The 26,387-nt window shown below is 39.4% G+C and carries 20 protein-coding genes; 13 read left to right on the top strand and 7 right to left on the bottom strand.

Going from position 1 to position 26,387, the window contains the following annotated elements:
• Positions 1-374: 374 nt before the first annotated feature.
• The 10 genes from AC2SLP_RS00180 to pgsA all read left to right on the top strand — a co-directional run bounded on the left by AC2SLP_RS00180 (position 375) and on the right by pgsA (position 10,154).
• Positions 375-1,007, top strand: a complete 633-nt coding sequence (locus AC2SLP_RS00180) for an RlmE family RNA methyltransferase (RefSeq protein WP_486534541.1) — start codon at positions 375-377, stop codon at positions 1,005-1,007.
• A gap of 416 nt (positions 1,008-1,423) precedes the next feature.
• The gene (gene ftsH / locus AC2SLP_RS00175) at positions 1,424-3,310 is read left to right on the top strand and encodes an ATP-dependent zinc metalloprotease FtsH (RefSeq protein ID WP_486534809.1); all 1,887 of its coding nucleotides are present in this window, start codon (positions 1,424-1,426) and stop codon (positions 3,308-3,310) included.
• Positions 3,311-3,585: 275 nt separating this feature from the next.
• Positions 3,586-4,482 carry a dihydropteroate synthase gene (folP, locus tag AC2SLP_RS00170; protein ID WP_486534540.1) on the top strand — a complete coding sequence of 299 codons (897 nt, stop codon included), beginning with the start codon at positions 3,586-3,588 and terminating at the stop codon, positions 4,480-4,482.
• A 104-nt stretch (positions 4,483-4,586) separates the two neighbouring features.
• A complete protein-coding gene (locus AC2SLP_RS00165; RefSeq protein ID WP_486534539.1) occupies positions 4,587-4,862 on the top strand; it encodes an FAD assembly factor SdhE in 276 nt (91 codons plus the stop codon).
• A gap of 61 nt (positions 4,863-4,923) precedes the next feature.
• Complete coding sequence (locus AC2SLP_RS00160; RefSeq protein WP_486534538.1) at positions 4,924-5,346, top strand: hypothetical protein; 423 nt, start codon at positions 4,924-4,926, stop codon at positions 5,344-5,346.
• 388 nt (positions 5,347-5,734) lie between these two features.
• Positions 5,735-6,421, top strand: a complete 687-nt coding sequence (locus AC2SLP_RS00155) for a YidB family protein (protein WP_486534537.1) — start codon at positions 5,735-5,737, stop codon at positions 6,419-6,421.
• Between the two features lie 289 nt (positions 6,422-6,710).
• Entirely contained in the window at positions 6,711-7,406 is a 696-nt protein-coding gene (tsaB, locus tag AC2SLP_RS00150) for a tRNA (adenosine(37)-N6)-threonylcarbamoyltransferase complex dimerization subunit type 1 TsaB (RefSeq protein WP_486534536.1), read from the top strand.
• Positions 7,407-7,464: 58 nt separating this feature from the next.
• Entirely contained in the window at positions 7,465-8,316 is an 852-nt protein-coding gene (locus AC2SLP_RS00145) for an undecaprenyl-diphosphate phosphatase (RefSeq protein ID WP_486534535.1), read from the top strand.
• A gap of 33 nt (positions 8,317-8,349) precedes the next feature.
• Positions 8,350-9,222 carry a class I SAM-dependent methyltransferase gene (locus AC2SLP_RS00140; protein WP_486534534.1) on the top strand — a complete coding sequence of 291 codons (873 nt, stop codon included), beginning with the start codon at positions 8,350-8,352 and terminating at the stop codon, positions 9,220-9,222.
• A 269-nt stretch (positions 9,223-9,491) separates the two neighbouring features.
• A complete protein-coding gene (gene pgsA, locus AC2SLP_RS00135) occupies positions 9,492-10,154 on the top strand; it encodes a CDP-diacylglycerol--glycerol-3-phosphate 3-phosphatidyltransferase (protein ID WP_486534533.1) in 663 nt (220 codons plus the stop codon).
• 190 nt (positions 10,155-10,344) lie between these two features.
• Here the strand turns inward: pgsA and AC2SLP_RS00130 are convergent, their stop codons facing one another.
• Positions 10,345-10,842 carry a pyridoxamine 5'-phosphate oxidase family protein gene (locus AC2SLP_RS00130; RefSeq protein WP_486534532.1) on the bottom strand — a complete coding sequence of 166 codons (498 nt, stop codon included), beginning with the start codon at positions 10,840-10,842 and terminating at the stop codon, positions 10,345-10,347.
• Positions 10,843-11,213: 371 nt separating this feature from the next.
• On the opposite strand from AC2SLP_RS00130, the gene purL reads away from it, so the two are divergent.
• Together purL and AC2SLP_RS00120 are read left to right on the top strand one after the other, a co-directional pair.
• Positions 11,214-15,260, top strand: coding sequence for a phosphoribosylformylglycinamidine synthase (gene purL / locus AC2SLP_RS00125; protein WP_486534531.1), 4,047 nt, complete (start codon positions 11,214-11,216; stop codon positions 15,258-15,260).
• Between the two features lie 424 nt (positions 15,261-15,684).
• The gene (locus AC2SLP_RS00120; RefSeq protein ID WP_486534530.1) at positions 15,685-16,479 is read left to right on the top strand and encodes a M48 family metallopeptidase; all 795 of its coding nucleotides are present in this window, start codon (positions 15,685-15,687) and stop codon (positions 16,477-16,479) included.
• 117 nt (positions 16,480-16,596) lie between these two features.
• On the opposite strand, the gene AC2SLP_RS00115 is transcribed toward AC2SLP_RS00120, so the two are convergent.
• Complete coding sequence (locus tag AC2SLP_RS00115; protein ID WP_486534529.1) at positions 16,597-17,508, bottom strand: N-acetylmuramoyl-L-alanine amidase; 912 nt, start codon at positions 17,506-17,508, stop codon at positions 16,597-16,599.
• 625 nt (positions 17,509-18,133) lie between these two features.
• On the opposite strand from AC2SLP_RS00115, the gene AC2SLP_RS00110 reads away from it, so the two are divergent.
• Complete coding sequence (locus tag AC2SLP_RS00110; protein ID WP_486534528.1) at positions 18,134-18,583, top strand: DUF2147 domain-containing protein; 450 nt, start codon at positions 18,134-18,136, stop codon at positions 18,581-18,583.
• 396 nt (positions 18,584-18,979) lie between these two features.
• Here AC2SLP_RS00110 and AC2SLP_RS00105 read toward each other — a convergent pair whose 3' ends face one another.
• The 5 genes from AC2SLP_RS00105 to dapC all read right to left on the bottom strand — a co-directional run bounded on the left by AC2SLP_RS00105 (position 18,980) and on the right by dapC (position 26,226).
• On the bottom strand, positions 18,980-19,522 hold the full coding sequence (locus AC2SLP_RS00105) for a DUF421 domain-containing protein (protein ID WP_486534527.1): 543 nt from the start codon (positions 19,520-19,522) through the stop codon (positions 18,980-18,982).
• Between the two features lie 83 nt (positions 19,523-19,605).
• Complete coding sequence (locus AC2SLP_RS00100; protein WP_486534526.1) at positions 19,606-21,696, bottom strand: D-alanyl-D-alanine carboxypeptidase/D-alanyl-D-alanine-endopeptidase; 2,091 nt, start codon at positions 21,694-21,696, stop codon at positions 19,606-19,608.
• 383 nt (positions 21,697-22,079) lie between these two features.
• Positions 22,080-22,688 carry a 3'-5' exonuclease gene (locus tag AC2SLP_RS00095; RefSeq protein WP_486534525.1) on the bottom strand — a complete coding sequence of 203 codons (609 nt, stop codon included), beginning with the start codon at positions 22,686-22,688 and terminating at the stop codon, positions 22,080-22,082.
• Position 22,689: 1 nt separating this feature from the next.
• On the bottom strand, positions 22,690-24,675 hold the full coding sequence (locus AC2SLP_RS00090) for a DUF294 nucleotidyltransferase-like domain-containing protein (protein ID WP_486534524.1): 1,986 nt from the start codon (positions 24,673-24,675) through the stop codon (positions 22,690-22,692).
• 264 nt (positions 24,676-24,939) lie between these two features.
• A complete protein-coding gene (gene dapC, locus AC2SLP_RS00085) occupies positions 24,940-26,226 on the bottom strand; it encodes a succinyldiaminopimelate transaminase (protein ID WP_486534523.1) in 1,287 nt (428 codons plus the stop codon).
• Between the last annotated feature and the right edge of the window lie 161 nt (positions 26,227-26,387).

Below are 26,387 nucleotides of genomic sequence, written 5' to 3'. Positions count from 1 at the left end.
TAAAATTGCATATAAGGTTTGTTGAATAATTATTAGCTCAGTCAATAAATAATAATAAAAACAAGCGACTGCTTAAGATCTAATATTATTTAATGAATATCCGCATTGAATCTTGTATAGTCTGCGAAATACTAAACGGATAAGGTATTAGCTTTTTTTAAGCCTACTATAGTAGTACTTTCACTCGGATGCCTTGTAACCATTTGAGATTTTTTTGACTTTAGTTAATACCTCATTAAATATTATATGAAAGCTCAATATCCCATGCAATTACCCTTACGTCATTTAAGCGATTGATGTAAAATTAATATTTAATTCTTAGCATACGTCATGTTTTGATAAAGTATCACATCCATTGAAACTGAGAGAGAGTTGTGGCTACTCGTATTACAAATAAAGGCTTATCCAAAAGTAGTAAAGCTTGGATGAAAGAGCATCTTGAAGATCATTACGTTTATCTTGCGCAAAAAGAGGGTTATCGTGCGCGTGCTGCTTATAAATTATTAGAGATAAATGAGAAAACCAATCTCATTAAAAAAGGCATGACCGTTGTCGATCTTGGCAGTGCGCCTGGCAGTTGGTCACAAGTCGCTGGAAGATTGGTAGGAGATAAAGGCATACTTATTGCATCAGATATATTAGAGATGGATGCTTTAGAAAATGTCACATTTATTCAAGGTGATTTTAGAGAAGAGGAAGTCTTCGATAAGTTAATGGCAGAAGTCGGCGATAGAGAAGTGGATGTGGTGTTATCAGATATGGCCCCTAATACCAGTGGTCACAAAGCTGTGGATCAACCGCGAATGATTTACTTGTGTGAACTCGCGGTAGATTTTGCCCTAAAAGTATTGCCTAAAGGGGGCTCGCTCATCATGAAGGTGTTTCAGGGTGAAGGCACTCAAGCACTTCGTAACGATATGCAATCGCAGTTTTCAAAAGTTCGCAGTATCAAACCTGCCGCTTCTCGAGCACGTTCAAAAGAGATGTTTTGGGTGGCGACCAAATAAACGAAGCTATCTAATCATTACACCCACCATGTAAGACCCAAAAAAATAAGTCCATTTAAGTGTTGAAGAGGATAAAAGTGCATTATGTTCTTGATTATTTATCATAGTGACCTAATAAAGTAAGTATTAGATAAAATAAATATAAGATACATTTTGCTAGATAAAAGCTTTCTTAAATTTTTTTTCTAGTAAATTATCCTAAATTTTTTCCAATAATTTTACATATATCGTTTAAATCAATTCGCTAAACGTAGCTTTATATAGATTGATTTTTATATATAAACAACAGAAACATATTCAAGATGTATAAAGCAGGTGACGATACGTCATTGTAAGTGTGCACCGTGATATAATGGTAAATTAGACATAATTTTGAATACATCAAAAAGTAAGGGATGGTATAGCTTGTGAGCGACATGGTAAAAAATACCTTATTGTGGCTGGTTGTTATCGGCGTTTTAGTGCTGGTATTTAGCAACTTTGATAGCGGTAATGAGCCAGATGCGCTCAATTACTCTGAGTTTGTAACTCAAGTCACTGAAGATCAGGTAAAAAGCGTAAAAATAGACGGTGAGCAAATCACTGGTGAAAAAGTGAATGGCTCAGAGTTTGAGACAATTCTTCCGCCCGTAGCAGATGATCAGTTAATGCCTACCTTACGTGAGCATAATGTTGAAATTCAGGGTGCGGCACCAGAGCGTCAAAGCGTGATGATGCAATTATTAATCGCAAGCTTCCCTGTTTTGCTTATTATAGGTATCTTCTTATTCTTCATGCGTAACATGCAAGGCGGTGCTGGCGGTAAAGCGGGTGGCCCAATGAGCTTTGGTAAATCTAAAGCTAAAATGCTTGGCGAAGATCAAATCAAGGTTAATTTTGATGATGTCGCTGGCGCTGAAGAAGCAAAAGAAGAAGTTGTGGAAGTTGTCGACTTCTTAAAAGATCCGGACAAATTTACTAAGCTTGGTGCGACCATTCCACGAGGTATTCTAATGGTAGGCCCACCAGGTACTGGTAAGACTTTACTTGCAAAAGCCATCGCTGGTGAGGCTAAAGTACCTTTCTTTTCGATTTCAGGCTCTGATTTTGTTGAGATGTTTGTTGGTGTCGGTGCTTCACGTGTTCGTGATATGTTCGAGCAAGCTAAAAAGAACGCACCATGTATTATTTTCATTGATGAAATCGATGCCGTTGGACGTAGCCGTGGTACAGGTATGGGCGGCGGTAACGACGAACGTGAACAGACCCTCAACCAATTATTGGTTGAGATGGATGGTTTCGAAGGCAATGATGGTATTATTGTAATAGCTGCAACCAACCGTGCAGATGTTCTAGATAAAGCATTATTACGTCCAGGTCGTTTCGATCGTCAAGTGCATGTCGGATTGCCTGATATTAAAGGCCGTGAAGAGATTCTTAAAGTTCATTTGCGCAAACTACCCAATACCGTTGGGGTGAATGTAAATGCTTTAGCACGTGGTACGCCAGGGTTCAGTGGTGCTCAGCTTGCCAATCTTATTAATGAAGCTGCGTTGTTCGCTGCGCGCCGTAATAAGTCTAGTGTTGATATGAATGACTTTGAGGATGCTAAAGATAAGTTATACATGGGTCCTGAACGTAAGTCTATGGTATTGCGGGAAGAAGAACGCCGTTCTACTGCTTATCATGAAGCAGGTCACGCACTAGTCGCTGAGATGCTTCCTGGAACAGATCCTGTGCATAAAGTTACGATCATGCCACGTGGTTGGGCATTGGGGGTAACTTGGCAGCTACCTGAATTTGACCAAACTAGTATGGATAAGTCTAAAATGCTAAACGATATCGCCATATTATTTGGTGGTCGTATTGCTGAAGAAGTATTTGTGAATCAAAAAACCACTGGGGCTTCTAATGACTTTGAGCGGGCTACTAAGATGGCACGTGCGATGGTTACCAAATATGGTATGTCTGATGCACTAGGCATTATGGTCTATGAAGAAGAGGATAGCTCTCAAGGTTATTTTGGTGGTATGACACGTACTATTTCTGAAGCCACTCAGCAGAAAGTGGATGACGAGATACGCCGTATATTAGAAGAGCAATATGATATCGCTCGTGAAATCATAGAAGCTAATAAAGATAAAATGCATGCTATGGTTGATGCACTTATGAAGTGGGAAACCATCGATAGAGATCAATTGCAAGATATATTGGCAGGTCGAGAGCCACGTGAACCAAGAGATTATCAAGAGGTTGACGTTACTCCAAAAAAGGATGAGGCGACAACTAGCAGTCCAACCCCGCCACCGCTTCCAGCGATGTAACTTAACTGTCGAATATTTTCATACTTTATGTCAAAGCCTTCTCAACTGAGAAGGCTTTTTTATTTTTTAAGCTTGTCTATTCTTTTATTAATATCTAACTGTAATATCTTTAACTATGACACAAACGCTATGAGATCGTTTTTAAGCGGTAGGAGTATTAGGATAGAATTAAATATCTGTTAGAATAGCTAACTATTGAACATAGGTGCTTATATACTTAGAATTATTCGCCATCTATATCCTAGCTAATCTTATGACTAAAAGATAATCTTGTTATGCAATTACATCACCTTCCAGATACCGTCCTATCGGTTACTACAAATAGCGGCTCGCATAAGACATTGGATTTATCCAAGCCTCATGTCATGGGCATACTTAATGTTACCCCTGATTCATTTTCTGATGGTGGACAATTCAACAATATAGACAACGCACTACAGCATTGTAACCGAATGCTGGATGAAGGGGCAGCCATTATTGATATCGGTGGTGAATCTACTCGACCTAATGCAGACGTGGTTGCTGAAAAGGAAGAATGTGAACGGGTAGTACCCGTAGTCGAAGCCATACGTAAGCGCTTTGGTGAATCGATATGGCTGTCTATTGATACCAGCTCTCCTGTCGTTATTGAAAAAGCGGTACAGTCCGGTGCCGATATATGGAATGATGTACGTGCACTAAAAAAAGATGGCGCTATGCAAATGGCAGCCAAGCTTCAAATTCCTGTTATTTTGATGCATATGCGTGGTGAACCTACTACGATGAATGCTAAAGCCCATTATGAAAATGTGGTAGATGAAGTGATTAAAAAGCTTGATGAGCGCATTCAGCTAGCATTAGAGACAGGAATAAAACCGCACAATATAATTATTGACCCAGGGTTTGGTTTTGCAAAAAATTATACGCACCATAAAGGGTTACTTAATCAAATTAGTACGCTGCATGATTTAAAGTTCCCTATTTTATTTGGTATTTCACGCAAGCGATTTTTAGGAGAAGTATTGAATCGCTCTGGAGCTCCTGCATTTGATAATCATCACGCCATTGATCGAGACGGTGTGGGGATGGCCGCAGCGCTACTGGCAGTTCAGCAAGGGGTAAGTATTGTTCGTACTCATAACGTGGGACTAACCAAGCAGGGCTTAGCATTATGGCAACAACTAAATAATTAATGGGTAGATATTCTTAATACGTTATAATTAAGGTCTGTTAAACGACTAATTAAATCAGTCATATAATAGAGCATGAATTTAAGACTCATTTAAGGAGTATTATTTTGTCCAGTAAACCAGAACCGACTAATGAACAGCGCCGTATTATTTATCAAGCACGTCGCGGCTTAAAAGAGCTCGATTTTTATATTGATCCCTACGTTAAGGATCATTATTTGACATCCGATAGCGACGAGCAAGCGGCATTTGCTCAGTTATTGACCTATGAAGACCCTGATTTGCTGAACTTTTTTATGAATCAAGACACCCCCAATGAGCCAGAAGTCGCTGATTTGGTATTAAAACTAAAAAATATTCAACATGGGGATAAACTCTCTTAGGCCTGAGCGTTTATACATATTAAACGTTTATTCATATTTAAAAAGTTTATGTTTGTTGCCAATGAATACTATAGATGCCAAAGTATATCCTCAGAGCCGAATGGTTAAATATTATAGTATTGGCTATTTATTTATAGTCAATGTTATGGGTATGGTCATAACTGGCACATGGTGGGTAGGAGCAATACTGCTTATATTTAGTGTTATCACTTATATGATGATTAAAAAACCTGAGATGCCGATTTTGCACATTACTAGTCCTAATGTGGATAACTTTGAAAGCAAATGGCAAATACTGTTCAGCGGCCGTAATAATAAAGAATTGTGGGAGATGGAGCTTACTGATATTAAAGGCTTCGGCAATTTTATTCAGTTAAAGTTCAACGTTGTCCATCCGATGCCGTCAAAAAAGACGATAGTTCTGTGGCGAGATCAAGTCAATAATGAGTCGTGGCGCAGACTACAGGTGTTAAGCCGTTGGTAAGCGAGCTTTATTAAAGTGCATTAGTTATAAGTTGAGTTCTAACTATGCAAAGTTATTAAGTTGTTAAATTCAACAAGCTTTATGAATATTGGTTTAATCTAAAGGATATGTTTGTATTAAGTAGATAATTAGCACTTATTAATGAGTTTTACTTGTGGTTTTGATATAGTTTGTTTTTGAAGTGATTTATAAATCGATATTTTTTAAATCGATAGTTCTATAAATCGATAGCTCTATAAATAAATAACTGTTTTAATAGATTACAATTAAAGCAAACTAAAAGAAGATATCTGCCTCACTAATTAGATGCGCAAATTGATTAGATGTTTACAGCAGATATGGTCATATCGTTTGTTAGACCTATTTAAAATAAAACCAAGGAGAAATCATGAGCCTATTAGGAAACTTAATTACCCAGGTTGCACGTCAAGCAATGGATCCAGAAGACGCAAGACGCAATCCTATTAATCAGCGTACTACTGGTAGTCAATCAGGCGGGCTGGGCAGTATATTAGGAAGTGTGCTTGGCGGCGGCGCTCAAACCAATACACGTGGCGCAAGTAATGGCTTTGGCATGGACGATGTGCTTGGAGGTATGATGAATAGCCAAATGGGTGGCAATAGTGCGGGTGGACTTGGGTCTATCCTAGGTAGTGTGCTCGGTGGTTCAGGCGGTATGAGCCGTTCGGGTATGGGCGGCGGTAAAGGTATGTTGGTTGCCGCACTGATGCCCATGGTATTAAGCTGGATACAGCGCAACGGCGGATTATCAGGTGCATTATCAAAGATTCAAGGTATGGGTCATAGCAATCAAGTACAATCTTGGATGAGTACCAATCAGCAAAATGAAAATTTAGATCCAAACGAAGTTAATCGCTTATTTGATAGTCACGAAATTCAGCAAGTTGCTCAGCAAACTGGCGCGGATGAAGCAGAAGTTCGTCAAGGCATCTCAGAATTATTACCAGAAGTATTCAATCAATTAACGCCAACAGGTGGTTTGGATAAAGAACAAGAAGCTAATTCTGAAATTAATGAAATTTTAAGCCAAATTTCAGCAAACTTACCAAGATAGTTTTATTGATTGGTTATTTATAACTGTATGAATATCAATAAATTAAAGTAGCTCTTAGTTTTACACGTTGTTTATTCTCTATATTTTTTGATTGAACAGCGTCATACCAGATAACTTACATTAAGTTATCTGGTATTTTTCAATTAAATGGTTATATTATCCAGAGATAAACCCTTATTGCGAAATAATACATGCGATAAGAAATACTTAAAATGAAACACTAAAAACAGATACTAAAAACAGATATTAAAAACAGATATTAAAAACAGATACTTAAAAAGAGACGCTTATGTTTTTGGCCGTAGATACCGTTTTTGATCAATGCTCTGTAGCGGCAGTTTCAAAAGAGCTGACTGTTTTAAGCTGTCATACTCAAGTAGGTAAACGTGAGCAAACGAAGCAAATTCTGCCAATGATTGACACAGTAATGCAGCAAGCAGATATAAAGCTTAATGACTTAACAGCGCTTATTTTTAATCGCGGGCCAGGACCGTTTAGTGGTATTCGTATAAATACCGCTGTTATTCAAGCCCTTTCTGTTGCTCATGATTTGCCCTGTGTCGGTGTGTCTAGTCTTGCGGCAATTGCACAGGCAGCACATAGCAAATATGATTTTACCCATGTTTATACTGCGTTAGATGCTCGTATGAAGCAGGTCTACTTTGGTCAATATGAGTTTACTGAGTATAATGCGAATGGTGTCGATATGGGAGTGATGACGCTTGTAGAGGGTACAGAGGAGTCACTCTTAGATTATGATAGTAAAACCAAAAGCTCGATACCCATCCTTGGTAATGGGGCAGAACTGTTAGTAGCTCAAGAGAGTCAAAAAGTTGCATCTGATATCACACCCACTGCCGTCGATATTGCAAGACTAGGAATTAGACAATTCTTTGATATTGGCGGTGTGCCAGCAGCAGAAGCCCTCCCTGTTTATTTACGTAATAATGCATGGAAGACGTTAAAGGAACAAGGTAAGGCTTAGATCAATCCAAAAGCGTTAATCTATCGATAAATTGACCTAATATAAGTGAGTAAGAGTTTTGGATTTATTACTAATATTGCAAGCAATCATCATGGGTATTGTTGAAGGTATTACCGAATTTCTACCCATATCTAGTACCGGATATTTGATATTATCTGCGGACTTAATGAACTTTTGGACCAAAGAAAAGGCCGATCTTTTTATTGTTGTGATTCAGCTAGGGGCTATTTTAGCGGTAATCTATGAGTACTGGGGGCGTCTATGGCATGCTCTAATGGGTTTGTTAACTGGTAAATCTGAAGGGCCGAACGCCCTTAAAAATCCACGTCAATTAGGTCTAAGTCTCATAGTAGCTACTATTCCAGTAATGATTGTTGGATTTACCATGGCCGATCAGATCAAACAATATTTATTTAACCCTTATACTGTAGCCATAATGCTTATATTGGGAGGATTGCTAATCTTCTATGTTGAGCGTAAACCTATTCCTGTAGTAGCAGAAGAAGCAGAAGAGGTTAGCTTGAAAACGGCGTTAATGGTTGGGTTATTTCAATGTTTGGCGCTAATTCCTGGAACATCGCGGTCGGGTTCAACTATCATTGGTGCATTGTGGTTAGGGGTTTCTCGCAAAGCTGCCGCAGAGTTTTCTTTCTTCTTAGGGATTCCCGTTATTATCGGTGCAGGCTTATTGGACTTTATAAAGCATAAAGAAGCTTTAACTACGTCTGAAGACTGGATAGTACTAGGTGTCGGCATTCTAGTTTCTTTTGTAGTTGCTTTAGTCTGTATTCGTTGGTTAGTAGACTGGGTGAGTCGTAGGGACTTTACGATTTTTGCTTGGTTACGGATTATTACTGGAGTAATTGTACTATTTGTAGCTTGGTTGTTTGGATATACCATTCAAGGTTAGTAATACAAAACTAGAAGAGGTTAAAAGGTAGCGATGATCGATATAGGTTATGACGATAAGATCACTCTTATTTATCCAGCCGCTATCTGCGATCATGCTGACTTAAGTATCGAATTATTACGGCAGTTTTGTGAAAACTTAAAACTGCCATTGATTATTCAAGATAAAGTCATAGAGCAAAAACTAACTCAAAAAGTTCGTAAACAAATTAGTGAAACCCATGACGAGCCTGTGTTTATTATTGATGAAAAGTTACAGTTGTCTTTATTGACCGAGCAAATCAGCGTATCGCCAGAATGGAAAAGTTTACAGCGACGAGTAGTTACTGCCGGACGAAAATCTGAGATGCTATTGCAAGCCTGTAAATTAACTGCCGAAAGTCTTGTTTTAGATGCTACTGCAGGGTTTGGTCATGATAGTTTAATATTAGCGAGTACAGGCGCTAAAGTCACCATGTTAGAACGCGATCCTAGGATGGTTTTACTGTTATATTATGAGCAACACGTTATGTCGGAGCAAAAAAACTGGACAAAACTTATGTCTAGACTGCACATTATCTATAGGGATGCAGTGCAATATATGACTGCTGATAAGTCTAGTTTAGTACAATCGCTTGTGAATTTTGATGTGGTTTATTTAGACCCAATGTTTCCACAAGATAGTTATGAAAATACTACCACTGGTAAAGGTGCCAAGGTAGGTAAACACATGCAAGTATTGCATAATATTGCAGTTACTCCTACTAAAGACGAAGAAGATAAGCTATTAAAACACTCATTAAATAGTGTGGTCAAAGGAGGACGAGTAGTGGTTAAGCGTCCTATAAATGCTTCTTTATTTGCCGGCAGTCAACCCAGTGAAACTTGGAGTAATAATGTGCTCCGCTTCGATGCTTATTTTAAATAAGTAACTAGTTTAAATAAGTAACTAGTTTAAATAAGTTACTAGTTCAAATAAGTTACTAAGATGGGTAGCCAAAGATTAAACTTATGACTCAAATCTTTGAATTTTGGATGACTCAAATCTTTAAATTTTGATAGTAAAGTGCTGTTTTCCATAAACAGTATTAGGGCTTACTTAAATTTTATATAAATGCTAAGCTAACTGAAATTATTGTCCTAAATACACACCGTTTTATATGCGTTCTTTCAACAATAAGCAACTCTAACTCAATCATGACTCAATCTACCTTAAAGTCCAATAAAGATAATAGCATCTTTAATTTACCGAACAATCTAACCATTGCTCGAATTTTGATGATTCCGTTGTTTGTTGCCATTGCCTACTGGCCTCCCGCACTAGGTATAGGCGTTCCCATGATTTCAGATAACGCCATTGCAAATATAGGCATGAACATGGATGCGTTTAGCGATAGTATGCTACGTCATCTTATTTTGACCTTATTGTTTGTTTTGGCTGCAATTACAGATTGGTTAGATGGCTATTTGGCACGTAAAATGAATATTGTGTCTGCATTTGGACGCTTTTTAGACCCCGTCGCTGATAAGCTGATGGTCGCTGCTGCCTTAATTATACTTGTACAATGGCATCCAAACATCATTATGGCGATAGCAGCTATAGTCATTATTTCTCGTGAAATTGCAGTATCAGCGCTGCGGGAATGGATGGCAGAGCTTGGCGCACGTACCAGTGTGGCTGTATCATTCGTAGGAAAGCTCAAGACTACTTTTCAAATGGTGGCGATTACTGTATTACTTTTAAATGTTGAGTCCCTAGAGATCTTAGGCTACATACTTATGATTGCTGCAGTGATATTAACCCTATGGTCGATGATGATTTATCTAAAAGCAGCTTGGCCACATTTAAAGGAAAATTAGTATAAAGTTTATATTTAATTTCTACGAGTTTTTGATAAGTGCATCTATTATCATCAATTTATTAATTAATACTTTTATAACAAATTTGGTTATTCTTTAACTAAAAAAAAGCGCTCAAATCTTTAATAGATTAGAGCGCTTAAAGTAGATTAGTTAGATATAGATTATTTTAAATATTTACTACATCCAATTAGTCAAAGTCTACCGTACCATTATTGCCGATATCTTCAGCAGTTTTACCGTCTTGGACCATAGCGCTTACCATCTTAAAGGCATTAATCACTGAGCTACCGCTAGTCCAGAATTCAGCACCGCGTGGTATAACTTTAATTAACTGTACATCTTCATCTTCTTTACCCTGCTCAAAGAATGAGTTGTAGATAGGTGACCATAGCTCCTCTAGCTTTTGTTTATCTTCAACTAACTCTACATCACCAGTTATAGATACAAAGTTCTTTTCGTCAGGCGTAGCATACGACAATCCAACATTTTTGTTGGTTTTCATATCGCCGACGATATCAGACGACTTATCACCGATGAACCAAATAACTTGGTTTTCCAAATCTGCTTTAGTAGTAGTCATAGGCCAGGCGTGAACATCACCTTTAGCATTCACAGTACTAAACATAGCGTACTTAACATTGTCGATAATTTTTTTAATAGTATCAATATTATCTTGCTTACTCATATATAAATCCTTTATTTAATGGTTTTGAGTTGATGATAAGTCAAAAGTTATTCGAATTATTTAAATAAATTTATTGGCTAGATTGTATGCCGATTTAAGTGTAGATAAATACTATGACATTTCGTAGTTAAAGCACGTAATACGATGTTAGACTTTGTAAAATAATAATGCTTTGAGTAATTCTAAATCATTAAATGAATTAGAAATTGTTATCGGTTCTTTAGCCGTTGTCAGTCACTTCTTGTTATAATACGCTTTTAATAATAGTGACTCAAATAGACAGTGACTTAAATAGATAGTGACTTAAATAGATAGTGACTTTACTAGACAGTGACTTTACTAATAGTGCTTATAATTACGGAAATTGCCTTATGATGATCCTCGCCGGACACCGTTTTTTAACCGACTTTCAAACCAAACAACTGATTGATCAGTTAAATAACCAAACGTCATTGAGAATATCAAGTATAGATACCCAGCAAATTTATGTCTTATCGCGTGAATTAAACGAAACCGAGCATAAAAAAGCCTTAGATTTATTAAATCATGGTACTGAAGTTAAACGAATGGAGGCAGCTGCTGGACAAAGCCAAGTTATTGTTAGCCCTAGATTTGGTACAATTTCACCTTGGTCTAGTAAAGCAACAGATATCTTTAATAATTGTGAGCTTAAGGTTGAACGGGTCGAGCGAGTCATTGTCTTTACCTTATCTGGCGACAATTTACCTAACGTTGCATCAGACAAACTTCCAAAACAAGCCGAACAAATATTGCATGACCGCATGACTCAAAGTTTAGTTTACGACTTTGCAAAACTTGAGCAGTTATTTGATGATCATAGTCCAGTTCGATTAAACCAAATTGATGTTATCGGTAAAGGCCGTAGTGCGCTAGAAGCAGCTAACCAAGAGTTTGGTTTTGCTTTATCAAGTCAAGATATTGACTACTTAATGGATGCGTATACCAATCCTGAAGGTGAATTAAATCGCAATCCAACCGATGTTGAATTAATGATGTTTGCTCAAGCAAATTCTGAGCATTGTCGCCATAAAATCTTTAATTCAGAATGGACCATTGACGGTGAAGTGCAACCGAAATCATTGTTCAAAATGATTCGTAACACGCATGAGAAAAATCCTCAAGGAATCCTGTCGGCTTATAAAGACAACGCAGCGGTTATGCAAGGCTTTAAAGCCCAGCGTTTTTATCCGTTACCTACCGTACAAATGGGCAGGTCGTTAGGTGAAGATGCTTTATCTACCGAGATGCATCAGTACAACTTTCATAACGAAAACATCGATATATTAATGAAAGTGGAAACTCATAATCATCCGACGGCCATTGCACCATACGCAGGTGCTTCAACCGGTGCAGGTGGTGAGATACGAGATGAAGGCGCTACTGGTCGCGGAGGCAAACCTAAAGCAGGTTTAACTGGTTTTAACGTCTCCCATCTACACCTACCTGATCTACCAGAGAAGTGGGAGCAGTCCGGTAAGGTAAATAGTAAAGACTATGGTAAGCCCGATCGTATGGCTTCAAGCTTAGAGATAATGACCGAAGCCCCTTTAGGTTCGGCCAATTTCTCAAACGAATTTGGGCGTCCTAACCTTTGTGGTTACTTCCGTTCTTTCCAATTAGATACCAGTAAAGATCAAGATGGCAGCCAGATGCGAGGCTACCATAAGCCAATGATGATTGCAGGCGGTTACGGTAATATTAAACGCAACTTAGTAGAAAAAAACAGTATCCAAGAAGGTGACTTGTTAATCGTACTGGGTGGTCCTGCGATGCAAATTGGTCTGGGCGGCGGCGCAGCATCTTCTGTTGATAGTGGTGAGCTGGATGAAGGTTTAGACTTTGCTTCGGTTCAGCGAGACAATGCTGAGATGGAACGTCGCTGTCAGGAAGTTATTGACCACTGTTGGTCTCTGGCTGGTGATGATATAGGAGCCAGTAATTCAGGTAAGGATGGCAATCCAATTGTTTCTATTCATGATGTGGGTGCAGGCGGCTTGTCTAATGCCATGCCAGAGCTTGTCGATGATCATGATATGGGCGCGCATTTAAATCTACGCCGCATACCTTCTCTCGAAGCGGGCATGTCGCCTATGGCCATTTGGTCTAATGAAGCACAAGAACGCTATGTATTGGCGATTCACCCTGATAGCGAAGCATTGTTTGATCATATTTGCAAACGTGAACGCTGCCCATACGCCATTTTAGGCACAGCCACTACCGTTCGTCATCTACAGGTAGACGATGACTTACTAGAAGATCAGCCAGTAGATATGCCTATGCAAGTACTGCTTGGCGGTACTCCGCAAATGAAGCGTTCGTTTGAACGTGAAACTGTCGAATTACCACCGTTAGATCTAGCAGGTTTGGGTGAAAGCTTTAATTTAAAACAAGCGGTGCATGATGTTCTGCGTCATCCAACAGTAGCTAGTAAGTCGTTCTTAATTAGTATTGGTGACCGTTCTATCACCGGTATGGTTACTCAAGATCAGTATGTAGGTCGTTATCAAGTACCTGTCGCAGACTGTGCTGTGACCAGTTCAGGTCTGTTGGCAGATACCGGTGAAGCCATGAGCATGGGGGAGCGTCCTCCCGTAGCGTTAATAAACCCTGCTGCTTCAGCACGTTTAGCAGTCGCTGAAGCCATTACCAATATTGCGGGTGCTCGTATTGATAAGATTTCAGACATTACGTTATCCGCAAACTGGATGGCCGCTTGCGGTGAAGACAAAGAAGATGCCGCTTTATTTGATGCAGTATATGCTATCGGTGAAGAGCTGTGCCCAGCCTTAGGTATCGCTATCCCAGTTGGCAAAGATTCGTTATCTATGCGAGCTGGCTGGACCGATGAGGGAGAAGAAAAATCTGTCGTGAGCCCAATGAGTCTGGTAATTACTGCTTTTGCCCCAGTCACTGATGTCAACAAGACGTTGACGCCAGAGCTAAAAAATACCGATTCTGCCTTATACCGATTAGATTTATCAAACGGTCAGTTCCGATTGGGCGGTTCAATACTAGCGCAAACCCAAAGTCAGCTTGGCAACGAATGCCCAGACTTGGCCAGTCCTCAAGACTTAATTAACTTCTTTAATTTTGTCCAAGCAGGTAACGAACAAGGTGTTATCAGTGCTTATCATGATATTGGTGATGGTGGGTTATTAGCGACGGTTGCTGAAATGCAGTTTACCAATCGTATGGCGATAAATCTAAACTTAACTGATGAAAACCTTTTAGGCCAGCTATTTGCCGAAGAGCTTGGCGCTGTGATTCAGGTATTGCCAGAAAATGTTGAAGCGATCATGGCACTTTCAGAAGAGCATAACTTTGCTGATATGCTAAGCCTAGTGGGTCAAACTATTGAGACACCAGTAGGGGGCGCAAACCAAGACAAATTAACCCTAATTACTCCATTGCATCAAGCTGACAACGCCTTTGTATTTAACCGCAGCGACTTACAGCAAACATGGACTCAAGTTAGCTATCAAATTGCCAAACGTCGAGATAATCCAGAATGTGTACAGCAAGAGTTTGACTTAATCGCGGATCCAAACCATCACGGTTTAATCGCTCAAGCCCACTTTGACTTAAATCAAAAAGTAGAAGAGCCGTATTTAGCAAGCCGTCCTACGAAGCCAAAAGTAGCTATCTTGCGTGAACAAGGGGTAAATGGTCAGTTAGAGATGGCAGCAGGTTTTGAGCGTGCGGGGTTTGATGCGGTAGACGTACATATGAGCGATTTGCTTGAAGGTCGTATAGATCTACGTGATTTCAGTGGCTTAGTCGCTTGTGGAGGTTTTAGTTATGGGGATGTCTTAGGCGCAGGTTCTGGTTGGGCCAACTCTATTTTATATCATGATGATGTACGTATGCAGTTTGTACGTTTCTTCACCCGTCCCGATACCTTTAGCTTAGGCGTGTGTAATGGGTGTCAGATGATGGCGCAATTAAAAGACTTAATACCAGGGGCGGAGAACTTCCCACGCTTTGTCTCCAATAAGTCAGCTCGCTTTGAAGCGCGTACTGTGAATGTCAAGATTGAGCGTACCAAATCTATCTTATTAAAAGGGATGCAAGACAGTATTTTACCAATTGCGGTAGCGCATGGCGAGGGTCTAGCAACTTTAAATGAGACAGATATCGAAGGCATGTTTAATCATGGTCAAGTAGCGATGCGTTATGTAGACAGTCAGGGCAAACCTACTGAGACTTATCCATTGAATCCAAACGGTTCAGTAGATGGGATAACAGGTATCTGTAGTACAGACGGTCGTGTCACGCTTATGATGCCACACCCTGAACGTAACTTACGGGCCATTAATCACAGTTGGAAGCCTGAAGAATGGGATGAGGACGGCGCGTGGATGCGGATGTTCCGTAATGCAAGAGCGTTTGTTCGTTAAGCAGTTGTCTAACTTCAAAGCCATTACATTGTCAATTTCGCTCGATGTACAATATGTACAATGTATACATCGTCACTCGATTTCCTAGTACTGGCGCCAAATTGAACCAACTGTAGGTTGATATTAAAAGGTGAGTCACTTAGTGGCTAACTTATTTTTGTAAAAGTCATGTTGTAAACTTAATTTTTATAAGTAAACTTACATTTTTTTGATTATAACTACAACTTAATTTATTGATTATTAAAATGATCTTAGTAGACTGTTAACTAATATTATGATAATTTAAAATTGGTGATAATCAATATAAAAAGTAACTTTTTTTACATACATTATTTGGTTTTAAATTTCTTGATTACTGAAATTCGTCGTTTAAAATCAAAATCTTTCTAGTATTTAAAATAACATATACATTTAAGGACGCCTTTTGAAATTTATTAATAAAGTAAAAGCAACTTCAATTATTACTACTATTATCGCCCTAGCTGGCTGTACCACAGTAGCTGATATGGCAGGATATAATACTGCTGCTTTAAATAATGATGCTGCTAGAAACTATAGTCAGGTTGTAGCGAATGCGAGTAGTCAGGGAGCTGTAGATAGAACATCGAACACGGCTATTAGAGTTCAAAAAGTATTTGACCGTCTTAAGCCCTATGCTGAAAACGCTAACCAAACTGGCGTTCCCTTTACTTGGGAGTTGACAGTAATACGTTCTCCAGAGTTAAACGCATGGGCTATGCCTGGCGGTAAAATGGCCGTATACACAGGTATAGTGGAAAAATTGAATCTGACAGATGCTGAAATCGCTGCCATTATTGGGCATGAAATGACGCATGCTTTAGAGGAACATAGTAAAAAAGATGCAGGTCAAAACATTCTAACTGGATTGGCGATACAACTAGGTGGCGCTGCTATTCAGTCTAAGACTGGCTTGAGCTCAGAATCTATAGGTATGATTAGCAATCTTGGTATCGATAAGCCTTTCTCACGCGGTCAAGAATCAGAAGCCGATGCGGGTGGTTTACGTTTGATGGCCCAAGCTGGCTATAACCCTGCCGCTGCAGTTACGGTTTGGGAAAAAATGGAAGCAGTAAATGGGCGTACCAATGCTGTGGTTACTTTGATGTCGACGCATCCTAACTCTCAGCAACGTATCTCAAAAATTAAGGCTTTACTTCCTGAAGTAACTCCAATTTATCAAGCTGCTAATGCTAATTAGTGATTTACTTATAGGTTTATGACTTATAGGTTTATGGCTTGTAGGTTGCTTATACGCTATATGCACTATTAACGTTAAGAATTAAGTTAAATAGGGTCTGTCGCTAAGTCGCAGATCCTATTTATTTTGTATATATTTCTTATTTAATGCCTTCAAAATAGCATAAGTCTCTAAATCCATTTCTCCATCGACCTTTTGAGGTCTAAAGTGCAGTTGGAACGCATATATCACATCACGGCTAGGCTTGTCCCACGCCTCGCTATCATTAATTGCATATCCATAATCAGAGAATAGCTGCTTAATCTCGGTGACGGTCACGGATTCAAAATCTGAGCATTGCATAAAGTAACTTTTATCAATTTCATCGTACCACGCGCCAATGCCGTATTCATTATACAACCGCTCCCAAGGAAATTTAGCCCCGGGATCAATCTTACGAGATGGCGCCATGTCTGAATGACCAATGATATGAGTAGGGTCAATCTCATATTTGGACGTTAACTGCTCAATAAGCTGAGCCAGCTTTTGAACTTGAGTATCAGTAAACTCGACAAAATGCGCTGAGGGGTGATAGCCATCATTGTCCGTATTAGTAGCATTGCGATATTGTTGTTTAATGCCCTCATTAACGATTTCTATGCCAATTGAGGTGTCGTTTAAAATACGCCTACCTGCAAACTCGCCAACACCAGCATGCCATGCCCGCTTATGGTCTGGGACTAATTGATAGATTTTATCGTCATTATTGATAGGAATAAGGTAGTGTGCGCTGACGTTTGCAGTGGTGAGTATGTGAAGGGAGTCTGCTTCATTTTCGGCGGTGTAGTGCAGGATGATGGATTTGATACGTTCGCTCTGACCTTGTGCGTGATAGCTGGTATTGTCTATAGCATAGGGTAGGGCAGTGTCTGACGCGCAGCTACTTAATAAGCACAACGTTAATAGGGGTAATGTTAATAGCGGCAATACAACATTTAATCTTGTCACTGAGGTGGGGTATAAAGGTTTGTTCATATATTTTAAGAGCATAGGTTTCACTTTTACTGTGTAGGTTATTTTAGAGGCAGTTGTCTTCAATACATTCAAGTTTTGATTAGTGCTTTTTAATCTTAACCAAGTATTATGAAATCCTAATCCATAAGGATGGTATTGTAGGAGATAGGCCTAATTGTTGCTGATAAAAATTTGAAGCTTAAACATACTTCTATCGCAGCACGTAAATATGATTTGAATAGGTGAGTTATAAATAATAGTGAGTATGTATTTGATATAACTCAATTAAAGCGCTCTTTTAAAAGGCTGAAATACCGAGTTTTAGGGCGTTGATTGCTTATATTAGCACTTAGATGATGGGTACTAAGTGAATTTTTAATCCCTTTTCAGCAACATTTATACCATATTGTTTCTTGAATAGAGGGGTTTAGATAATTTAATTATAAATGAACAATTTTTCGGTTTTTTTGTTCGACAAATGAAATTTTACATTGTATTATGAGTTTAATTTCATAAATAGACCTCATATAGTTAGGTTATCTTATTCATTTTATTAGAATTCTACCTTAATCGATAAGCTCTTTACTATTTGTGTTAGTTAATTTTTATAGTTCTTAATTTCATCCCTTAAATGGATTTTTTATTTTCGATAGGAGTCGATATGAAACGCTTAACTACTTTACTTGCTGCAACTGCTTTAACTGGTCTTTTATCTACTACTGCGATGGCGGCCTCACTTAACGGCACTCAGTGGCAAAGTGTTGATGATAAAACTAAAGAAAAGAAAGCCGTTATTAAAATGACGGAATCAAACGGCGTGGTAACAGGCAAAATCATTAAGGTTAATGATGCTTCTAAAGCGAATGAAGTTTGTACATTGTGTAAAGGGTCGTTAAAGAACAAGCCTATTGTTGGTTTACCAATTTTGACTAAACTTAAGTCTCAAGGTAACAATACTTGGTCTGGTGGTGATTTGGTCGATCCAGAAAGTGGTAAAGTGTACGGCGGTACGGTTAAGCTCGCTAGTAATGGTCAAACCTTGAAGCTAACTGGCAATATCAAAGGTATGCCTTTCTTGAAGCGTAGTCAAACATGGTCACGCATTAACTAATTTATCGCATTAATTAATTTATCGTGTTAACTGACAGTTTTTGTATTAGCTAATAGCTATTAAATAATCTAAGTATTTTTTAGTGCTAAAAAAGGATAAAGACTGAGTCTTTATCCTTTTTTTTGTGTGTTATGTTTTTATAGGGTTCTATAGTCAAATAAATCCAAAATGCTTACAATGCAACCGAGTATGAGTACTATTAAAGTAGGCTGTTCAAGGTTAATACCTTAACCACTTAGTAGTTCGCTGACGATATAGAGTGTGGTTTTAGCGTATGCTTTTATATGCTACGGTTTGGCAATCTATGATTTGAAGGCTATGATTTTGAAGGTTATGGTTTCGTTCACTATAGTTGTTTGGGCTACAAGTGACGTAGCATTTGGCATCATCAGTGTATTAGGTCAAACAATCTAACGTATCTGAGGGCTTTAAATTTCCATCCTTATCAAACCGATTGTTCAAGTCCCTCTTTGGAATCACCGTCAGCGTGGCATCACTTTCAAAAACGACTGCGGCAACATCATCATGATCGTGAATCCCCTGACCCCGTAATGCCCCTTCTATCTCTTGCTTGGTGAGCCGCTCTTGACGCATTGCTTCTGGTAAAAACTCTCCTTGATAAAAGACAACTCTAGGCTCCGATAAGATAATGGAAGCAAATTCGGTCGAGATGGAGGCATATTTTGTCACCATATATTGAAGTAGCAGCAATGTCACAATAGACGCCATACCTTCTATAACAGGCACACTTTTACCAACAATGGTGCTGCCACCGATTGCACCAATCATGACAGTAACGACCCAATCAAAATTATTGAGCTGAGAGGTCGATCGCTTCCCCGAGAGCTTGTGCAATACGACGATACACACATAGACAAACACAGACGCAATCACAATTCTAACCAGCGTCTCCCAACTGTCAAAATAAATCCTCTCCATGATCTGCTCCGAGTCGGTTCGATATAAAGCTATGTCTTCACTTTGTACAATACTATTAATATAGGCTAAGAATAACTAAAAAATTAGTGCTGCGCCGTCCAATCTAACATAGTATCTAATACATACCTAGCGTTGTAGGTATTGATCTTGTCTGAGCTGTTGATGATGCCGACTACCACATAAGTCTGACCTGACTTACCATAGACATAGCCTGCCATAGAGGTGACATTATTCAATGTACCCGTTTTTATCCAAGCCCGTCCTATCGCATTTGAATTAGGTTTTCTTTTTGCATGCTCTTTGATGGTGCCGCTCACCCCTGCGATGCCTAACGAATTAACATAGGTATCAAAATCTGGATGTGTATAAGCCGTACTTAATAGCTCAGCCAAATTATCAGCTGTAACGCTACAGTTTCGGCATAATCCTGAACCGTTGGTCATGATAGGCGGCGGCGTTTCTAGGTTATTTTGCCACCACTGATCAATAGTGCTCAAAGCATTGACATAGTTAGCAGAATTATAATTGTGAGAACTATAGTGGTTAGAGCCATACGCTGTTGGAGGTTTTTGACTGTGTTGTAGATCATCGGTTGCCTCAGCGTCTGATCTGGTCTGTGCTATTTTATTTGCATAAACAGGTAAGGATAAAGTGAGCTGCTCAGTCATGACATTATTTGAGTAATGATTGATGTCATGTATTTGTTTCGATAAAGGCAAAGAGGGGTAGCTGACAAAGGGTATCGGGAATGACGTTAATACTAAATCGTTTGTTTTAAGAGTGCCATTGTCCGTATTATCCGTTGTTTTGTCCATGTCTTTATAGGTTCCATAACGGGTTTTGAGTGGATGCTCGGTATTGATGATATCGCCTGCAACAGTGTTACTTAACCCCAAAAACTTAATGCTACCAGTCAAGGTATTGCCTAAGCTTACCCACTTCTGTTTGACAACTCGCTTGGCAAATTCTTTGGCATCTGGATAGGCAATATAAAAGGTATGCGCGCCGCAAGACTCTGGCAATGAGATATTAAAGTGTAAGCTATCCTGACCCCATTTAGGCGATAAGGCCTGTTTGATGGTGGTACATCGGCCTGATTGACGCACATTAATAGTCTTGGGCAGGGTGTAATCCGCTAATTTGGGTTTATAAAGTAGGCGAGCTATGTGTTGTTGGCTTTGGTTCGCCTCTTTATTTGGATTATCTTCATCCTCTTTATGCGGTATTGTGGTGACTTCGATACTACTAAAATTAATTAATAAACCATCTGGACTTGCGTTGTAAGGACGCAGTGGATCATTATCAAATGCCGCAGGGTCTTTGCTGATACCTTGGAATATAGAACTATCAAGGATGATATCGCCGTTAATATGCTGAATACCTGCCCGCCGAACTTGCTCTAGCATCATGCTTAAGCGCTGGTGGGTAAGCTTTGGGTCGCCACTGCCTTGAATGATTAAATCGCCATATAGCGTGTTGTTATGAATATGGCCGGTGTAAAATACGTTGGTAAACCATACAAAGTCCGGCCCTAACATATCAAGCGCTACAAAGGTCGGTATAAGCTTCATAGTGCTGGCTGGCGTGCGCGGCACATCTACTAGGTGTCTAATTGGATACGTCAATGGATCAGTATCAAATGTATGGTTTACAGGTGCGGATTCTACGTAGGTATCGAGCGGCGCTAGGATAGTGTCGTTAGTCAAATTGTCATCTGATTCTACATCGTTGGTATTATCACTTTTTATACGGCTATTTGAGTCACTATCTACAGATTGATTTGGAGCTAAGTTGTTTGAAACTGAGCTGCTAGAATTAGAGCTACTTGAATTAAAGCTACTTGAATCCGAGTCGTTTGAATATGAGTCGTTTGAATATGAAGCATCATACGGTAGTCTGGTCTTTGCTATGGCTTTGTTTGCATGGGCTGTGTTTATAGAGACTTTTGAATCAGAAGATGCTGTATTAACATCCGCCATCGCGTCTTTATTTTCTACTGCCATAATTATCAAACTAAGATCATCTTCGCTAATATTAGCATTGTTTATAGCAGAAGCTATGGCCTCTGGAAGCTTAGCGTGAAGTGTGGAACAGGCAAGAGTAAATGGCACAAAAAAAGCCACAGTGCGAATGGCATGACATAGCGACACTGATGTTGTAGAGGGTAAGATCATAAAATTAACAGTGAATAAAAATGATGAGTAAATTAAGCAATATCTATTAATTAGATACAAGTATATAAGTCAATAGCAGCAACACTTTGCTTGTTGCTAGGACTTCGCCCTAATATTCAGTAATTTAGGTACGCCAAATCCTGCCTATTATAACGTCAAACAGCCTGAATACATACTATATCAAAAAAGTATCTAAAGATTTATGTTTATACCTTTTCTGAAAAACAACCTATCTTTGTCAAACTAGCGGAACCTACTACTTGTAGCGTCTGCACTCGCTTTCCTCAATATGTTAATTTTCAGATTTGGAATTAATAGAGAATCGAGTGTTCATTTACGCCATGCGAATAGAGGAGAAGCTCAGCTCGCTGTCACAAGATGCGCTATTGTTTGAGATGTAAAAAAGCCATTGCCGTCATGACCGCATCATTATAAGCGTCATGAGCCTCTAAGTCAGGAAGCTTTAATTGCTGACAAATGGCGGTTAAATGCTGCGATTGGTGTGCCACACCTTGTGTGCGATTGCCACTATAGCGGTTGTAAAGTGTACGTATATCAACAATGGTATTAGGTAGTGCCGTGCCCATATAGGCTTTAATGAGTGGGTTTAGAAAGCCAATATCAAGCTCTGTACAAAATCCAACGATGGGACGGTTGCCAATAAAAGGCAATAATTGATCAAGCATTTGCTCATAGCTTAAGCCATTTTCTACATCGATCGGTCTTAATCCATGAATAATTATGGTGTCTTTTTTTGGCATAACAGGCGGTCGACATATGAGATGAATACCTTGACCTGTATCAATACGTGACCCGTTGATATGTATCGCAGCTATAGACAACAGGTGATCTTTTTTAGGGTTTAGTCCGGTCATCTCACAGTCTATAGCAACCCATTCATTAGGACGAGGCGGGTTAAACATCGGCATCAACTCTGGGCGAGTCAGCCGTTTTTGATACCAGTTTGACTTTAACTGATTAAAAAAGCGCATACTAGCTAACCTCTAAATGATAGCGCTGACTAAGCTCATTTTTAAAGCTTTTGACCACATTTAAGCATTCTTTTAGCAGATCGCGTTCTAGGGCGGATAACGTGCTCGGGTCAACTTGACGCGCAAGCTTGTCCTCAGTCGTTAGCGCAATATCTAGACGTCTAGCCATAAAGAACTCTAACGCTTCGTTTAAGGTTTCAGACCGGTTTTTGTTGATGACCCCTGCTCTTACTAATTCTTGCAAACGGCCTTTGGTGCTGGTGACCTCAAAGATGTCATTTTCAAGCGCCATCGTACGGATACCATGCACTAATGGGAAAATTCCTGCTTTTTTAAGATCAATATCTTGCGGTGCAGGCTTGCCAATTAGGGGCATAAATTTTTGCCACCACTGGTTCACATCGCCAAACTGTAACGCCGCTTTAGCAAAGTTACGAATTAACATAGGGTCTGAGTTGTGAAAAGCCAGCTGGATATGGTCTCGTAAACTGTTTAATAAACTTTCATCCCCGCATACATAAGCGGCATCGAGAATAGATGAGATCCAAATGGCGTGTTCGGGCTCGCTTTGATTAAACCAAGTGGTAATTTGGGTTTTGAATCGATTGATTGGCAAGCGCCATATCGGGTTGGTTATCATGATGTTGCCATCACAAAGCGGATAACCCATATCCGCTAAGGTATGGTTAAAAGTATGCGCGTACTCTGCCATATTAGGGTCGTTAAAACCATTGCGGATGATCAAAGCATTGTCTTGATCGGTACGCATGATCTGCTCGCCGCGCCCCTCTGAGCCCATAACGATGATACAGGAATTCTCATATACCATATCTGGAACAATTAGACGCCATAGCTTAGCAAATACCTGAGCATTTAGCGCTTGTACAATACGGCTAATTACACTAATTTTGATACCATTTTTGTGCTGCGCGCGAATGTATTGTCCAATTAAATCTACCGGCTGCTTTAACATCTCAATGCTGCTGGCTTGTTCAATCTGAATGGTAATAAGCTGTGAATGATGACTTAAAAATGCTAGTAAATCTGTTTGACCCAGTACCCCAATGATGTCTTTATTATCATCAATGACAGGCAGCCGATGTACTCGATAACGTATCATTGCTAATAAAGCTTCGCTAATGTCTTGATCGTGTGAGATGGTATATAGATTGAATTTAGCGTACTTACTACAAAGCACATCGCTCATGTCTTCGCGCGCACTAACCGCTCGGCAAATATCAGCATCGGTTAATATACCTAAATTGCCTTGCTTTGAACGGGTAGGGTGGTAATCGACAGTAGGCTCGCGTTTTACTAAGACGTGTTTTAATCCCGCTTGGGTCATGGTGCTTGCCGCTTCATATAAGCTTGCTGTGTCAGATATGATATGCACATCGAGCATGTTTATGGCGGTAACGGGCTGCAGCATAAGCTGCTGCGATTCGGCTTGAGCCGAGTTCAAACTCTTATCAGAATGTGCTGATCCTGACTGTGTAGATGCACTTTGAGCGCCTACGCCGCGCTGCTTGTAGGCTTGCATTCTATCGGTAAGATCGTCACTGAGCAGGTTTCTAATATGACGATTTTGGGAGGAGAGTCTATCTATGGCTACTGGATTGACTTGTAATAATAAGCTGTCTTCAAGTGCCAGATAGTGATAAGTGTTATTAGGAGTGCCATTAGCTAAAAAAGAGCTTTCGGCCAGACCGTTATGTTCGTTATAAGTTTGAGTAGCGGGCTTGGCAGGAGATTTGCGAGCATCAAACCAATCGTTGCTATATGCAGTCGCAGCATAGTCGCTAAGCTCAACTTCATTGAGGCTTTTTTGAATACGGCCTTTTAAAACCACGTAGAAATACTGACACTCATCCAAGCTCAACGGATCATCTTTGGCGACATATAGTATTTGAGTTTGATTTTTTAAGCTTTCACGTTCAGCGGGTGTTAATACATCAAACGGTGGCTGCTTAAAGTCTAACCTATTCATAAACCACTCCTTGGTTCATTGGTCCCACACACAATATAGCGATTATAGTGTTATTTCACATTGTTTCTAGCTTACCACTTTATCATTGAGGATTTCACAATAATCTTCTATATGAATATATAGTATGCAAGCTTGATTGGGTCATCGATGAATACATTATCACTTAGCAGTTAGAGATTATAGAAATTAAAGCTTAGCATTTTATTTATATAAGTTATTCTTGATTATGTGCCCTTAACCGCGCCTATCGGCGTCAAATAGTATTTATAGCTGCAACAATTTTTTTATACGTTTTATGGCTTCTCGGCTTTCATCTACACTCGCAACTAATGCCAAACGTACAAATCCTTTACCCGGGTTAAAGCCATCGACTTCACGTGATAAATAGCGTCCTGCCAATGCATTTATATTCAGCTCTTCATATAGAGCTTTGACGAAGGCTTCATCGTCAGGTTCGCCTTGGCTGTCTGTAAACTTACTAGGCGCTTGAACCCATAAATAAAAGCCTGCATCAGGTTTAGTTAAGTTTAAGGCATCCCCAAGCTCGTTCATCCACAAATCAAATTTTCGTGCATATAGCTCACGGTTATGCGCAACATGTTCTTCATCTTCCCACGCAGAAATTGACGCGAGCTGATGATGAATGGACATGGCGCAGCCTTGATACGTGCGATATTGTAAATAGGGCTTTAATAGACTGGCGTCACCGGCAATAAACCCTGAGCGTAACCCTGGTAAATTCGAGCGTTTTGATAACGAGTGAAACACCACGCAGTTTTTATAATCATGTCGACCCATATTAGCGCACGCTTCAAGTAAACCAACAGGCGGCTGTTCAAAATACAATTCGCTATAGCACTCATCACTTGCGATAATAAAATCATGCTGATCAGATAAAGCTATCAAAGCTTGCCAATCCGATTCAGTCATTACTGCACCCGTTGGATTGTTAGGGCTACAGACAAAAACCACTTGGGTACGATCCAAAATATCAGCAGGTATAGAAAGATAGTCGCCTTTGAAACTGTTTTGTTTGGTACAAGGAATAAAGTAAGGTTGAGCCCCTGCCAGTAAGCATGCTCCTTCATATATTTGATAAAAAGGATTGGGCATGACAACTACTGGTTCAGATTCTATGGTTTTAGATTTTGTAGACTGTAAAACGTTATCTACTTCTGAGTCTGTATTTTCATGAATTAAATCGAAAGAACTTGTATCAATTGCTGATTGAACAAAACTAAAAATGGCTTCACGCGTTCCCATCACTGGGATAATCTGGCTGTCTGGATTGATAGTATTTAGATGAAAACGACGGGTTAACCACGCAGCTATTGATTGACGCAGCTCAGGTAAACCATTGGTCGAGGGATAATTCTGCACTTTTAGCAAATTATCAGCAAGTGTTTCTATTACGAAACTAGGCGGCACGTGTTTTGGCTCACCTATACCCAGTTTTATGACCTCATACTCTTTAGCAGGCGTTGAGTCGGCTAATAATTTGCTCATTTTGGCAAAGGGGTAGGGGTGTAATAAGTCTAACTTTGGGTTCATGCTAAGCCTACTTTATTCGTTTGGGGTAACTCTAGAGCGCCCCTAATTGTATTGAACTAAATGTCTAATACTATCTATTTAATTAAGAATAAATAGTACTAAACAGCTTTAAATAAATAGATGATAGTAATTATGATAATAACTTATTTATCACTAATCTT

Source organism: Psychrobacter sp. CX21, from assembly GCF_057396255.1.
Note: the sequence above shows the minus strand (reverse complement) of the source record. Positions and strands in the feature narration are given on the sequence as shown.